We start from the raw sequence: 13,781 nt of genomic DNA on the forward strand, positions 1-13,781 counted from the left end.
GCTCAAGACGGAGGTAGGGCGGGAGCGAGCAGGATCGCTGCACATTCGGCGACCAGTTCTTCTTCCGTCACGTCGATGTATCCGTCCAGCCATGCACTGAGGGTCTGCGCCAGGCCGCCGACCAGGAAGGTTGCTGTCAGCGTCAAGTGGCCGCTGTCGTTCAATCGGTAGAAGGTCTTGGCGTTGGCGGCCAGGAGACCGATGAATATCGTCGTCGACGCTCGCCGTTTCTCGGCCAGGACCGGGCTCGTCAGGGCGCTGGAGAACAGTAGACGTCCGCGACGGGGATCCTGCGCGATCGTGCGGACGATGTTCGCGATTCCGGCGAGCGCCTTGCCTCGTTCGGTCTCGGCGGCGTCCACCGCGGCCTGGGTTGAAACGGCGATGTCCGTGATGACGGTGTCGTAGACGGCCGACATCAGAGCATCACGATCGGTGAAGCTCTCGTAGAAGTACCTCGCCGCGACACCGGCCTTCTTGCACACTCCGCGGACCGTCAGTTCGGGCTCGGCGGAGCCCATGAGTTCCAGACCGGCCTCGATCAGCGTCTCTCGTCGTTGGGCTACGCGGAGCGCGCCGTCGACGCCACCGTACGAACGCGGTTGGTCATTCATGAAGACCATCTTTGCATCCCGAGATTGCTTGACATCTCGGCATTTCGGCGTTTCACTCATCTGAGAACATGCGTTCGCAGATGTCGACTCGAAGGGGTTCTGCCATGACGGTGAGTAGGGATTCGATGGACGGGCGCGAGGAAGCGGTGGCAGGCGGCATCGGAGCGGTCGGCGTCCAGGCGGTCGACATCGACGCCGAGGTCGAAAAGGCGATGTCCGGGCTCGGACTGTTGGCCGCAGGCGCCAACGTCATCATGCAGTTGGCGCGCCCGGCGGTGGGGTACGGCGTGTACGAGAGCAAGGTCGAGACGGGTCGGTTGGATCGGCATCCGGTGAAGCGAACCCGGACGACGCTGACGTATCTCGCCGTCGCGAGCCTGGCGACGGACGAAGAAAAGAAGCTGTACCGACGCGCAGTCAACGGCTCTCACAAGCACGTTCGCTCCGATGAGAACAGCGCGGTCGAATACAACGCGTTCGATCCCGAGCTGCAGTTGTGGGTAGCCGCCTGCCTGTACCGAGGCTTCGAGGACGTCTACAAAATCTTGTACGGGGATCTCGATCCGCTCACCCAGGATGCGTTCTATCAGCGAAGCGCCACGTTCGGTACAACCCTTCAGATGCGACGCGACATGTGGCCGGCGGACCGGGATGCGTTCGAGGTCTACTGGAACGAGAACCTCGGCAAGGTGGCGATCGACGAGACGATTCGTGAGCATCTCTACGGGATCGCGTCGGCGACCTTCACGCCGAAGCTGTTGCATCCCGTGGTCGGTCCGCTCAACCGATTTGTCACCACCGGGTTCCTGCCCCAGGCCTTTCGTGAGGAAATGCGGCTCCCGTGGTCAGCGCGTCAGCAGCGCAACTTCGACCGATCCATGCGGGTCGCCGCGCTGGTCAATCGGTTCAGCCCGAAGATTCTGCGGATGTTCCCCTACAACTTCTATCTCTGGGATCTGCGTCGGCGCATCGCCAAGGGAATCCCGTTGGTCTGAGCCGACTCTGACACTTGAAGTGATTGACACCACAGGTAAATCGGACACATACTCAACACAGTTGAAGTTGACGTCAAGTTTTAACTTTCCTGTGGAGGCTGTCAGTGGCGAACATCGAAGGCGTATGTGACCAGCGATTCTCTGGCTTGAAGGAGGCGCTGGCACGCAATCTCGATTCCGGCGAGGACGTCGGGGCAGCGATCGCACTGACGATCGACGGCGAATCCGTCGTCGACATGTGGGGCGGTTGGGTCGACGTCGAGCACACTGCTCCTTGGGCCCGCGACACAGTCACCAACGTCTGGTCCTGCAGCAAGACCGTGACCGCACTGGCCGCGCTCATGCTCGTCGACCGCGGGTTGCTGGATCTCGATGCCCCGGTCGCGCAGTACTGGCCCGAGTTCGCAGCAGCGGGTAAGGACCGTATTCAGGTCCGGCAACTGTTGTCGCACACATCAGGCGTTTCGGGGTGGGATCAACCGTTCACCTTGGAGAACATTTGCGACGACGCGTACGCCACAGCCCGGTTGGCGACGCAGGCTCCGTGGTGGGAGCCGGGTACCGCATCCGGATATCACGCCCTCAACTACGGCCACCTGATCGGCGAGGTCGTCAGGCGCATCGACGGTCGAACCCTCGGCCGCTTCATCGACGAGGAAATAGCCGGTCCGCTCGATGCTGATTTCCGCCTGGGCTTGCCGAAGTCCGAATACGGGCGAGTCTCGAATGTGATTGCGCCACCGCCGTTGCCGATCGACATCGCGGCACTCGGGATGGACAACATCATGGTGAAGACCTTCACCGCGCCGCCGGCCGACGCGACAGGTTCGTGGACCGACGGGTGGCGAGCCGCCGAGATCGGTGCGGCCAACGGTCATTCGAATGCGAGGGCGCTCGCAAGGATCCAATCGGTGATTGCGTGCGGTGGCAAGGTCGGTGACGTTCGCCTGCTGTCGGAGGAAACGATCGACAAGATCTTCGAGGAGCAGTCGTACGGGGTCGACCTCGTCCTCGGTGTGCCGGTCCGCTTCGGCGTCGGATTCGGATTGCCGACGCCGGAGTCCGTCCCGTTCATTCCGGAGGGGCGAATCTGCTTCTGGGGAGGTTGGGGTGGCTCGCAGATCATCATCGACACCGAGAAGCGCATGACCTTCTCGTACGTGATGAACAAGATGGGGCCGGGCCTGCTCGGTTCTGAGAGATCGGCGCAGTACGTATCGGCTGCCTACGACGCACTGAGCTGATCGATGTGACTGCGTTTGATCGAGATGACAGGGAGGGCGAAGCGCTACTCAAATCCTTGCTGAGTAGTAGCCGAGGGGGCTGGGTATAGGCCCGATTGCTAATCCGGCGGAACGGTTGGTTTGTCTGCTGCAGCTGACTATGCTGCCGGATATGCCAGTGTGCTCCGGGGGGAAATCAGCTTGTCCGCTACGTCGAAGTGTGCCCGAAAGTTGCAGACCTGCATCGGCTGACCGGCGATGAAGGGTTTCGTCGAAGTTGTCATGCGCTGGTGGCAGTTGCCGGACCAGTTCCATAGTTTCAGCAGGTACCTCGAAGACCGCGGGTTCTTGACTTCCTGCCGGGCGCTGGTCGGCGGAACGGCACTCTGGATGGGGTTGGTGTTGCTGTCGGCGCGATTCAGTGACGTCGGTCCGCAAGGTACGTTCTGGCGAGCGGTCAATCTCATGGTCATAGTCCTGTGCGTCGGCGCGGCCCTGATCTGGTGGTTGTTTCCGCCGACGCCGCTGTGGTCGTACACCTTTGTCGTGGGTTCCGACGTTGCGATTGCGGCGGCCGCCGCAACCGACTCGGAACCGATGGGACGGCTCATCGCGTGCGTCGTGTTTGCGTCGATCGGCGGCTATATTGCGTTCTTCCACAATCCGAAACTCCAAGTCGGTCACTTGGTCTTCGCCTCGATTGTCACGGTGCTTTCGGGGTGGACTTTGTTGTTCGGACCAGCAGCGGACGTCGGCTTGGGGTTGGCGAAAATCGCGGTCGTGATGGCCACCATCATTGTGATTCCCGTGGTGTCCCAAATGGTTCTGGCAGTTCTGGGATCCGACGCCACTACTTCCGACATCGACCCGTTGACCGGTCTGCTCAACCGTCGCGGACTTTCGCGTCGTGTGAAGGATCTGATGGGGCCTCCGGTGACCGAGGCCGACGCGGTTCTCGTGGTGGTGATCGATCTCGACCGATTCAAGACGATCAACGACGTTTACGGCCACGACGTTGGGGACAGCACGATCCTGCGAACGGCGCTGCGTATTCGCCTGTGGACAACCAAAGCTGCACTGACCGCCCGTGTGGGCGGTGACGAGTTCGTCGTGGTCGAGCGGGTGCCGGTCAGCGTGATAGCGAGGCTGGAAGAACAGATCCGCTCGGCAATGGACGGGGCGACCGATGATCCACCGACGAGCGCGAGCATCGGAATGGCGGTCCGCACCGCGCCCCGGCATCCGGGTGAGTCCGTCGACGAAGTCTTTGCCGAACTCTTCCGCGTCGCGGACTCGGTGATGTACGAAGCGAAGCGCGAAGGTGGCAACCAGGTTCGGGCGAGCCTGGTCTGATGTGAGAGCTTAGTCGGCGAAGCTCAGGCCGCGTTCGGCGAGTGCTTCACGCAGAATCCTCAGAGCCTTCGGTCCCATCCCGTGCAGAGCGCCGAGTTCCTTCTCGGACACGGACGTCAATTGCGCGAGGTGGGTGTAGCCCGCTCCGATCAGCGCGCGCTGTGCGGGAGCTCCCGTTTTCGGGAAGTCGGTTTCCACTGTGCCCGGATCCGGTTCTGTCACTGGCCAACTCCTCCGTGTGGGTTTTCCACAGTTTAGCGAGCGTCGTGAACGATTTCGGGGCTGTCGATCTTGTCGGGCGTTCGCGGAAGCACGCGAGCTGCCACGGCAATGCCGATGATCGCGATAGCGGCGAAGGTGAAGAGAAGCAATTGCGCAGAACGAAGCGTCGACGGTTCGCCGATGTTCACCAGCACTCCGGCCAGGGCTGCGCCGAAGGCATTGGCGATCAGCTGAACGGTGTTGATGGCAGCGGAGGCACGCGCACCTTCTCCGGGATCGGTGACCGAGGTCATCGCACCGACTGCAAGATGAGGCCAGGCGATGCCGATTCCGACGCCGGCGACCAGCAGTCCGATCACCCACGCGACCATCGCACCGGCGCCGGCGTGTTCGGTGAGAAATGCTGCCATGATGCCCAACCCGATCGCGACGAGGATCGGACCGCTGACAACGATTCGTCGCACGATACGAGGGGAAGTCGCCGAGGCGCTCGGGATTTCGCCGAGAGTCCAGCCGAGAGCGAGTGCGGCCCCGAGGAATCCGGCCGCGAGCGGTGCCAGTCCGGCAAGTCGTTGGCCGAAGAGTGGAATGAACGTCTCGACGGTCGACGCAACAGCTAGGACGACGATGGTCAGGTACACCCACTTGAGCGACGACGCGTTGAACGTCGACGGCGGTAGTACGCCGTGGCGCGAGCGACGGTCAGCGGCGACAAAGGCGATCAGTAGCAGCACAGCGGCGAGAACCATTGCTGCGGTCACTGCGAGGTTGGACAGAATTCCGGCAACGCTGACCAGCAAAGCTGCCGCAGTCAGCAATGCCAGCGAGAGGACCGGTACCGGGCTACTGGTGGTGCTGCCCGGTTCATGTGCCGGTAGCGCGCTGGGGACGAGAGCTGCGACTGCGATCGTCGCGATAACCAGAACGCCGAAAGCCCATCGCCAGGCTCCGAATTGAGCAAAGACGCCGCCGATTGCAGGGCCGGCGAAGGTGCCGACTCCCCACATTGCCGAAACCAGCGCGGCCCCGCGGGTCCACAGATGTCTGGGGAGCGCGGCATTGATGACGGCGTAACCGAGACCAGCCAGCAGGCCACCTCCCGAACCCTGGATCGTGCGGCCGACCAACAGCAATTCCATGGTCGGGCTGACCGCACAGACGACGGTGCCGAGCGCGAAGATCGCGAGGCCGATCAGGTAGGCCCCGCGCGGTCCCCTGGCGGCGAGGACGTTGGTGACCAACATCGAGGAGATGACGGAAGCGATGAGGAAGACCGTCGCGGTCCAGGCGTAGTACTGCTGACCGCCGATGTCGTCGATGGCAGTCGGAAGCAGGCTGGTCGTCAGGTAGACGTTGGTCGCGTACAGCGCGACGCCGCCTGCGAGGACGGTAGCGGTGCCGAGGTATCGACCGCTCAGGAGCTGCCGCCAGGTTCCGGCGGGAGCATCGGTGGGGGAGTGCATGTTGTCGAAGGTAGAATCTCAAGTGCGCTTCAGGTCAATGTCGCGCAGCCATTGGGAGGCAGAATGATCCGTAAGAGTGACGAACTTCTCTCGATCGGTGAGGTATCGGCGCGCACCGGCGTCGCCGTGTCGGCGGTGCGCTACTACGAAACACTCGGTCTGGTTCCTGCAGAGCGGACGGCAGGAAATATGAGGAAGTTCCCGCGGCACTCGATCCGGCGGGTGTCGCTCATCCAGTTGGCAGTCAGGTTCGGGATACCTCTGGCCGAAGTTGCCGAAGTATTCGGGTCGTTGCCGCAGGGACGAACTCCGACGAAGAAGGACTGGCGCAAGATTTCGACGGAGTGGAATCAGCGCCTCGAGGATCGCAAGCAGACCATCAGCCGGATGCAGGACGAACTGACGGGCTGTATCGGCTGTGGGTGTCTGTCACTCAAGACATGCAACCTGCTCAACCCTGGAGACGAACTGGGCCGGGAGGGGCCCGGCGCCAGACGTCTCTGAAACTACTGTCGGTCACACTCTTTCGCGTGGCCGCGACTGAGCATTCCACCGACCACCACGACGCTCGATCTCGATGGGATGCGAGAAGCACTCGCTGATGTTCTGGGTGGTGATCACATTCTCGGCGAGGCCGCTGGCGGTCACGACGCCGTCCTTGATCAGGAGAGCATGTGTGGTGGTGCTCGGAATCTCTTCGATGTGATGCGTCACGAGGATGCTGGCAAGTGACGGGTTCTGATTGCGGAGATCGTCCATAGCCGTCAAGAGCTGTTCGCGCGCAGCAAGATCGAGCCCGGTCGCCGGTTCGTCGAGCAGGAGCAGGCGTGGTTCCACCATGAGTGCACGGGCGATCAGGGCTCGCCCCCGTTCGCCCTGGGACAAGTTGGGCCACAGTGCGTCCGAACGCGGACTCATCCCGAGTAGATCGATCAGTGCGTCGGCATGAGCCTCTTGCTCCGGCGTCGGCGACCACCGCGGCATTACCTCGGTGGTGTTGGTGAGGCCGGTGATCACGACGTTGCGGACGGTGATCGGAATTCCGATCGTGTGACGCGGGTTCACGTGCCCGATGTCCATCCGCAGTTCCCTCATGTCGACTCGGCCCAGCTTGTGCCCGAGGACGTAGACGGAACCGCGAGTCGGGTGGGCGGTTGCTCCGAGAAGGCTCAGTAGGGTGCTCTTGCCTGCACCGTTCGCGCCGAGGAGCACCCAGTGTTGCCCGGGTTCGATCGAAATGTTGATGTCTTTCAACAAGTATCGGCCGTCGCGGACGAGATCCACGTGTTCGGTCGACAGTACTGTGCCATTGGGGTGTTGCACGAGAACTAACCTCTCTTAGGCGTCGAGCACACGCAACCGCCGTAAGACGGTGTCGATATTTGCTCGGGTTGCCGCTACCGCGGCTTCTGGGTCGGCGTCTTGAAGGGCCTCGACCAACTGATCATGGGCATGTGAGGTGTCGGGGACGCCGGCCTCGTGGGCCATCATCTCGACGAGGGATTCACGAAGGAGTGGACGCACCGACGTGAACAGCGAGAGTAGAACCGCGTTTCCGGACAACCGAACGACTTCGGTGTGGAAGTCGAGGTCGACGTCGACGAACTTCTCGACGTCACCCTCGAAATGACTGTGTCGCATGGTCAGTCGCCGCCGCAGGCCGTCGAGGTCCTCGGGTTGTACCCGCTCCGCGGCCAGTCTGGCGGCCTCGATCTCGAGTGCGCGACGGACTTCGAAGACCTCCAGGATGCGTGAGCGTCGAAGTAACTTGGTGAATTCGTCGACGTGCTCGAGTTCGGACGCGGCAGCCACGAAGGTGCCGACGCCGTGTCTGACTTCGAGTAGTCCGTCGCGAGCGAGGAGGCGGATTGCCTCGCGAATCGAGGAACGCCCGACACCGAGTTCGACGGCAAGGGCCGCCTCGCTCGGTATGCGCTCGGACGGCGCCCACGTTCCTTGCCTGATTCGCCCGCGAAGCAACTGTTCGAGTTGCGGCACCAGCGGACCACTGCGAAGTGTGAATCCTGTGTGGTCGTCGGACACGGCTTGCCTCTCGTGGGGGTACCGACAGCGTAACAACTCATCAGACGTCTGAGGACTCGGGTGGGCCGTGTGTCGGAGCAGTGCTCACGCAGTCGATACCGTCAGTTACGGGTGACGCCGAGGAGCAGTGCGATCAGGTCGAGGGCCGTCTCGATCTCCGCCTTTTCCCGCCCGAGTAGAGGGGCGTAGAGGTGTACGTCGCAGATGCGAACGAGAGCTTCGCCCAGCACTTGCGGCGAAAGCGTGATCGTCAGTTGGCCGGCGTCGACCTGGGACTGCAAGATTTCGGCGGTGATGGAGGCGGAGATCGATTCGATGGAGCCGGGCATCATCGCGAGTTTGATGAACACCATCGGTTCGCGTTTGGTCAGCGCTCGCAGTTCGGTCGACGATTCCACCGACCGCATGACGCGTCCGAAGACGTCGAGGATGTACTCCGGACCTTGCCCCGACGCCTGTGACATCGCCTTCCGGTATGTCCGTTCGGTGGCCTCGGCCAGCACTGTTCCGAGCAGTTCGTCGCGATTGCCGACCCAGCGGTAGAGCGTCGCGCGGCCTACTCCGAGACGTTCGGCGAGCAGTGACATGTCGAGTGGTTCCTCCGCGAGGTACATGCTCGCGGCGGTGTCGATCGCGCGTCGGCGTTCGAGGTCGGTAGGCATCGGGACATTCTCTCCGGTTGTCCGGTACTGCACAATTTCGGCGGTCGAACAGAGGTGGGCTTCGGGTGGCTCGAGCCTATTGACGAACCAAGCGACGTGAGACACACTAGCTCATTGTCTCATGTTAGTGATGGCGATCACAGTCAGGGGTTCGATCGATGAGTTCAGTACAAACCGTTCGTGGGCCGGTGGACACAGCCGATCTGGGAAAGGTGTTGATGCACGAGCATGTCTTCGTTCTGGGGGAGGAGATGCGTCAGAACTATCCCGACTACCCGGAGCCTTGGGACGAGGAGGCTCGAGTAGCCGATGCGGTGACCAAGCTGTCCGAACTGAAGTCGCGAGGGATCAGCACGATCGTCGATCCCACGGTCATCGGACTCGGTCGCTACATCCCGCGTATTGCGCGGATCAACGAGCAGGTCGATCTCAATATCATCGTCGCCACCGGCGTCTACACGTACAACGACATTCCGTTCCAATTCCATTACACCGGTCCAGGTTTGCTGTTCGACGTGCGCGAGCCGATGGTTGATCTATTTGTGAAGGACATCAAGGACGGCATTGCCGGCACAGACATCCGCGCGTCATTCCTCAAGTGCGCCATCGAAGAACCTGGTTTGACTCCCGGTGTCGAGCGTGTGATGCGAGCGGTCGGTCAGGCGCAGGTCGAAACCGGGGTACCGATCACGGTTCACACGAACCCGCACACGGAATCGGGCCTCGTTGCGCAGAAGGTTCTGGCCGAGGAAGGTGCAGATCTGAGCAAGGTCGTCATCGGGCACTCGGGTGATTCGACCGACCTGGACTACCTGTGTGCACTTGCCGATGCGGGTTCGCTACTCGGGATGGACCGTTTCGGTCTCGATGTTCTGCTCCCGTTCGAGGACCGGGTGAACACTGTCGTGGAACTGGCCCGCCGTGGCTATGCCGAGAAAATGGTTTTGGCACATGATGCCTCGTGCTTCATCGACTGGTTCTCGAGTGAGGCCAAGGCGGCCGCAGTACCGAACTGGAACTTCACCCACATCAGCGATCAGGTCATTCCCACGCTGCTCGAGCGCGGCGTCACCGAGGATCAGATCAACACCATGCTGGTGGATAATCCGCGTCGGTACTTCGAGAGTTGAGTTATGACCAACGTGTACGAGAGCAAGCCGTGGCTCGCCAACTACGACGCCGACACTCCGCCGAACGTGGACATCGAGCATGTCAATGCCCTCGCGATGTTCCGTGCGTCGCTGGAGCGCGATCGCACCGCCCCGATCATCAGGTACTTCGACAGGACCGTCAGCTTTGCCGAGCTCGACGAGATGTCGGACGCGCTTGCGGTAGCCCTCGCCGTGGACGGAATCGGGTTCGGCGACAGAGTTTCCTTTGTCCTGCAGAATGTTCCGCAGTTCGTCATCGCGACGGTCGCAGTCTGGAAACTCGGCGCTGTCGTCGTTCCGGTCAATCCGATGTACCGGGACCGTGAGCTGTCCACCGTACTCGCGGACAGCGGCGCGGTAGCAGTCATCTGTCTCGAGTCCTCGGCCGAGACCGTGGCGACTGCGTCCGAGGGCACCGAAGTGCGACGGGTCATCACCACGTCGGAACGGGATTTTCAGTCGCGCGACGATGAACGGATCTTCGGTTCGGCGGCCAGGATTCGTCATGATGGATTTCCGGACCTATTGGAACTGATCGAGGCTCATCGAGGACAGAAGCCCGAGAAGGTCGATCTGTCCCCGGAAGACCTTGCCTACCTTCCTTATACGTCGGGGACGACCGGCCCGCCGAAGGGGTCGATGAACACGCACGCAAATGTCGTGTTCGCAGCGCAGATCTATCGGGACTGGTTGGGGCTGCGCCCCGGCGGCGCGATGTTCGCGGTGGCGCCACTGTTCCATATCACCGGGTTGATCGGGCACGTCGCGGCTCCACTCCTGGCCGGCGCGCCCACGATTCTGACCTGCCGATTCCATCCCATCGTTGCAGCGGAGTCGATTTCGGAGCATCGGGCTACCGCGATCATCGGAGCGATCACCGTATTCATCGCGTGGACGGACAGCGCCGCAGTCTCGAAGGAATCGTTGAGCTCTCTCGAGTCGGTGTATTCAGGTGGCGCGCCGATCCCGCACGCGGCGTTGGAAGCGTTCCGGGCGAAGTTCGGTCACTACATTCACAACGGCTATGGGCTGACAGAGACGAACAGCCCGGCGATCGTGGTGCCGAATTCGCTTGAAGCGCCGGTAGATCCGGCGTCGGGGGCCGTTGCTGTCGGCGTTCCGGTATCGAATACGTACGCCGAGGTGGTGGACGAGAACGACAGGCCGGTACAGATCGGGGAGTACGGCGAGATCGTGGTCTCCGGTCCCCAGGTTGCACTCGGATACTGGAACAAGCCGGACGAGACCGCACATGCGATGCCGGACGGGCGTTTTCACACCGGCGACATCGGATTCATGGACGGCGACGGTTGGTTTTACGTCGTCGACCGGATGAAGGATCAGATCAATGCCTCGGGCTTCAAAGTGTGGCCACGCGAAGTGGAAGATGTTCTCTACGAACACCCTGCCGTACGAGAGGCTGCCGTCGTCGGTGTCATGGATCCGTATCGCGGCGAAACCGTGAAGGCCTTCGTGTCCTTCAAGGACGGTGCCGAGGCGACCACCGAGGATCTGGTCGAGTTCTGCAAGGAAAGGCTTGCAGCATACAAGTATCCACGCATCGTCGAGGTCATGAATGACCTGCCGAAAACAGTGAGCGGCAAGATTCTTCGTCGTGAACTGCGGGTACCGAACTAGATCTGCCTGACAAACGAATTGCCGGCCGCCGACAAGGTGAGCCGGCCATTCGTCGTGGTGATCGGCGAGCATCGATAGGGGATTTAGTCCCTTATGCGGCAATGCATTTCAGTGATTGACATCACTCTTTTTGTATCGCAGACTGATCGCAACGCCACAGAGTTGAAGTTGGTGTCAGTTTCTACTTCTGGCCCGGTTTCACTTCTCAACTCCCGGCGCGACGAGCGTCCGACCCATCGAGGAGTAACCCATGACGAGATCGGCAGTGGATTCGAACACGCAGGCAGGGGGCCTGTCCGATCAGGAACGGAAGAAGAAGAAAGCGCACCGCAAACTTCTCGGCGCGGGACTGCTCGGCAGTTCCATCGAGTGGTACGACTTCTTCTTGTACGGAACGGCTGCGGCACTGGTCTTTCCGCATGTGTTCTTCCCCGATTCATCCGCACTGATGGGCACATTGCTCTCGTTCAGTACGTTCTGGGCCGGCTTCGTTGCCCGCCCCATCGGCGGTTTGGTCGCCGGACACTTCGGCGACAAGTACGGACGCAAGCCCGCCGTCGTCACCTGCCTGTTGCTGATGGCTGTCGCGACATTCCTGATCGGCGCGATTCCGAGTGCGTCGGCAATCGGCGTCGTCGCTCCGATTCTTCTGGTGACACTGCGATTCATCCAAGGTCTCGCCTGCGGTGGCCAGTGGGGCGGAATCGTCCTTCTCCTCACCGAATCCGCGAGTCCCAAGAAGCGTGGATTCTCAGGCACTTTCGGTCAGATGGGTGTCTCGTTCGGTGTAGTGCTGGGCAACCTGGTCTTCCTCGTCGCGACCGCGACCATTTCCAACGAAGCATTCCTGAGCTGGGGTTGGCGGGTTCCGTTCTTCGCCAGCGCGCTGCTCTTCCCCGTGGTTCTGTACATCCAGACGAAGGTCGAGGACACGCCGGAATTCCTCGAGTTGCAGGAAGACGCCAAGAAGAACCAAAAGGACGTCGTCGTTCAGGCTCCACTGGCGCAGGCGCTCAAGGATCACTGGCGCAAGATTCTGCTCGGTTGCGGACTTCTGGCCGCCACCAATGCACTGTTCTACATCAGCATTGCCGGCGTGCTCAGCTACGGCACAACCGAACTGGGGTTGAAGCGGAACTCACTGCTCATCATCTCGCTCCTGAGCGCGTTGCTGACAGTCGGCGTGGTGCTGTGGTCCGGGAAGATGTCCGACAAGATCGGTCGTCGTCCGATGATCCTGATCGGCGCCGCGGCGATCGTGGTCTGGGCATTCCCGTACTTCTGGTTGATCAACACCAAGTCCCTGCCGCTGTTCTTCATCGCAGTCACGGTCGGCAGCGTGTTCCAGTCGATGACCTACGGGCCGATCGCGGCATACATGGGTGAGCTGTTCGCACCCAACGTGCGCTACTCGGCAGCATCGTTGGCCTACCAGTTGGCTGCGATCACGGTCAGCGGTGGCACTCCGTTCATCATGACAGCACTTATCGCGAAGACCGGAACCACGACATGGGTTGCCGTGTTCGTAGCACTCATGGGTCTGGTGACCTTCTTCAGCGCTTGGGTGCTGAAAGAGACCAACCCGAAGGAAGTTCGGGACGATCCGAACGCAATTCCGGGCGCGCACCTCTACGCCAGGTAATACCTTCGGTCTCGAACAGGCGCCCGCTATCGGTCACCGGTAGCGGGCGTCTGACGTATAACTGGAGCATGGCTGCAGCACGCACAGGCTCCGAAGATGCTTCGTCGACAGTGTCACGGGAACTCCCCTCCACTCAGCGTGGTTTGCGTACGCGTCGAGCGTTGATCGATGCGGCTCGCACCGTCTTCGAACGGACCGGTTATCTGGACTCGCGTCTGATCGACATCACGGTGGAGGCGCAGTGCTCGGCCGGTACGTTCTACACCTACTTCGCAAGCAAGGAGGAGATCTTCGCGGCTGTGATGGAGCTGGCGCGCGAAGACATGATGCATCCGGGCATGCCGCACACTCCAAAAGGCGCGGATCCCGCTGAGGTCATCGCGGCGAGCAACCGCGCGTACCTCGAGGCATACCGACGGAACGCGAAGCTGATGGGGCTGCTCGAGCAGGTCGCAAGTATCGATCCGGAGTTCCGGGTTCTCCGCCTCGAGCGTGCTGACGCGTTTGTTCGACGCAACGCGCGCAGTATCGAGAAGCTGCAGAAAGCCGGTCTGGCGGACGCGAACCTGGATCCGCTACTGACGTCTCGGGCACTCTCCGGGATGATCAGTCGACTTGCGTTCGGGTACTTCGTATCCCGCGGCGGCGAGGACGGCGCCGCCGGAGTGACCTTCGATGGTCTGCTCGATACGGTCAACCGGTTGTGGATCAACACTTTACAATTCTCGCTGCGCCAAAACTGATGTTGACGCCGGGTTCATGTTTGGTGTCTGAT

The 13,781-nt window shown here is 61.5% G+C and carries 14 protein-coding genes; 8 read left to right on the forward strand and 6 right to left on the reverse strand.

The genetic code is table 11. The features are described 5' to 3' along the window. Window positions 1-2 precede the first annotated feature (2 nt). Window positions 3-623 carry a TetR/AcrR family transcriptional regulator gene (locus tag AC1DWA_RS11430; RefSeq protein WP_019745721.1) on the reverse strand — a complete coding sequence of 207 codons (621 nt, stop codon included), beginning with the start codon at window positions 621-623 and terminating at the stop codon, window positions 3-5. 116 nt (window positions 624-739) lie between these two features. On the opposite strand from AC1DWA_RS11430, the gene AC1DWA_RS11435 reads away from it, so the two are divergent. From AC1DWA_RS11435 to AC1DWA_RS11445, 3 genes are all read left to right on the forward strand, one after another. Then, window positions 740-1,609, forward strand: a complete 870-nt coding sequence (locus tag AC1DWA_RS11435; RefSeq protein ID WP_182261964.1) for an oxygenase MpaB family protein — start codon at window positions 740-742, stop codon at window positions 1,607-1,609. A gap of 104 nt (window positions 1,610-1,713) precedes the next feature. After that, complete coding sequence (locus AC1DWA_RS11440; protein WP_020971091.1) at window positions 1,714-2,853, forward strand: serine hydrolase domain-containing protein; 1,140 nt, start codon at window positions 1,714-1,716, stop codon at window positions 2,851-2,853. A 237-nt stretch (window positions 2,854-3,090) separates the two neighbouring features. Beyond that, complete coding sequence (locus AC1DWA_RS11445; RefSeq protein ID WP_060937842.1) at window positions 3,091-4,185, forward strand: GGDEF domain-containing protein; 1,095 nt, start codon at window positions 3,091-3,093, stop codon at window positions 4,183-4,185. 9 nt (window positions 4,186-4,194) lie between these two features. On the opposite strand, the gene AC1DWA_RS11450 is transcribed toward AC1DWA_RS11445, so the two are convergent. Further along, window positions 4,195-4,407 (reverse strand): helix-hairpin-helix domain-containing protein, encoded by a 213-nt coding sequence (locus tag AC1DWA_RS11450; protein WP_020971089.1) that lies wholly within the window; start codon window positions 4,405-4,407, stop codon window positions 4,195-4,197. A gap of 32 nt (window positions 4,408-4,439) precedes the next feature. Continuing rightward, window positions 4,440-5,870, reverse strand: a complete 1,431-nt coding sequence (locus AC1DWA_RS11455) for an MFS transporter (RefSeq protein WP_477846865.1) — start codon at window positions 5,868-5,870, stop codon at window positions 4,440-4,442. Between the two features lie 63 nt (window positions 5,871-5,933). On the opposite strand from AC1DWA_RS11455, the gene soxR reads away from it, so the two are divergent. Further along, complete coding sequence (gene soxR / locus AC1DWA_RS11460) at window positions 5,934-6,374, forward strand: redox-sensitive transcriptional activator SoxR (RefSeq protein WP_477846866.1); 441 nt, start codon at window positions 5,934-5,936, stop codon at window positions 6,372-6,374. 12 nt (window positions 6,375-6,386) lie between these two features. Here soxR and AC1DWA_RS11465 read toward each other — a convergent pair whose 3' ends face one another. The 3 genes from AC1DWA_RS11465 to AC1DWA_RS11475 form a co-directional block, all read right to left on the reverse strand. Then, the gene (locus AC1DWA_RS11465; protein ID WP_477846867.1) at window positions 6,387-7,193 is read right to left on the reverse strand and encodes an ABC transporter ATP-binding protein; all 807 of its coding nucleotides are present in this window, start codon (window positions 7,191-7,193) and stop codon (window positions 6,387-6,389) included. A 15-nt stretch (window positions 7,194-7,208) separates the two neighbouring features. Beyond that, window positions 7,209-7,913 carry a FadR/GntR family transcriptional regulator gene (locus AC1DWA_RS11470; protein ID WP_019745713.1) on the reverse strand — a complete coding sequence of 235 codons (705 nt, stop codon included), beginning with the start codon at window positions 7,911-7,913 and terminating at the stop codon, window positions 7,209-7,211. Window positions 7,914-8,014: 101 nt separating this feature from the next. After that, window positions 8,015-8,575, reverse strand: a complete 561-nt coding sequence (locus AC1DWA_RS11475; RefSeq protein ID WP_003943195.1) for a TetR/AcrR family transcriptional regulator — start codon at window positions 8,573-8,575, stop codon at window positions 8,015-8,017. 158 nt (window positions 8,576-8,733) lie between these two features. Here AC1DWA_RS11475 and AC1DWA_RS11480 point away from each other — a divergent pair, with 158 nt between their 5' ends. From AC1DWA_RS11480 to AC1DWA_RS11495, 4 genes are all read left to right on the forward strand, one after another. Then, a complete protein-coding gene (locus tag AC1DWA_RS11480; protein WP_195790873.1) occupies window positions 8,734-9,705 on the forward strand; it encodes a phosphotriesterase family protein in 972 nt (323 codons plus the stop codon). Window positions 9,706-9,708: 3 nt separating this feature from the next. Beyond that, on the forward strand, window positions 9,709-11,364 hold the full coding sequence (locus AC1DWA_RS11485; RefSeq protein ID WP_205907018.1) for an AMP-binding protein: 1,656 nt from the start codon (window positions 9,709-9,711) through the stop codon (window positions 11,362-11,364). Window positions 11,365-11,614: 250 nt separating this feature from the next. Next, complete coding sequence (locus AC1DWA_RS11490; RefSeq protein WP_019745709.1) at window positions 11,615-13,006, forward strand: MFS transporter; 1,392 nt, start codon at window positions 11,615-11,617, stop codon at window positions 13,004-13,006. A 68-nt stretch (window positions 13,007-13,074) separates the two neighbouring features. Continuing rightward, window positions 13,075-13,749, forward strand: coding sequence for a TetR/AcrR family transcriptional regulator (locus AC1DWA_RS11495; RefSeq protein ID WP_019745708.1), 675 nt, complete (start codon window positions 13,075-13,077; stop codon window positions 13,747-13,749). The last annotated feature ends 32 nt before the right edge of the window (window positions 13,750-13,781 follow it).

Source organism: Rhodococcus sp. P4_F3_2, assembly GCF_056401335.1.

Coding starts and splice junctions, on each gene's coding strand:
- AC1DWA_RS11430 (WP_019745721.1), bottom strand. CDS start 623: ATGGTCTTCATGAATGACCAACCGCGTTCGTACGGTGGCGTCGACGGC.
- AC1DWA_RS11435 (WP_182261964.1), top strand. CDS start 740: ATGGACGGGCGCGAGGAAGCGGTGGCAGGCGGCATCGGAGCGGTCGGC.
- AC1DWA_RS11455 (WP_477846865.1), bottom strand. CDS start 5,870: ATGCACTCCCCCACCGATGCTCCCGCCGGAACCTGGCGGCAGCTCCTG.
- AC1DWA_RS11485 (WP_205907018.1), top strand. CDS start 9,709: ATGACCAACGTGTACGAGAGCAAGCCGTGGCTCGCCAACTACGACGCC.
- AC1DWA_RS11445 (WP_060937842.1), top strand. CDS start 3,091: ATGAAGGGTTTCGTCGAAGTTGTCATGCGCTGGTGGCAGTTGCCGGAC.
- AC1DWA_RS11480 (WP_195790873.1), top strand. CDS start 8,734: ATGAGTTCAGTACAAACCGTTCGTGGGCCGGTGGACACAGCCGATCTG.
- AC1DWA_RS11490 (WP_019745709.1), top strand. CDS start 11,615: ATGACGAGATCGGCAGTGGATTCGAACACGCAGGCAGGGGGCCTGTCC.
- AC1DWA_RS11495 (WP_019745708.1), top strand. CDS start 13,075: ATGGCTGCAGCACGCACAGGCTCCGAAGATGCTTCGTCGACAGTGTCA.
- soxR (WP_477846866.1), top strand. CDS start 5,934: ATGATCCGTAAGAGTGACGAACTTCTCTCGATCGGTGAGGTATCGGCG.
- AC1DWA_RS11475 (WP_003943195.1), bottom strand. CDS start 8,575: ATGCCTACCGACCTCGAACGCCGACGCGCGATCGACACCGCCGCGAGC.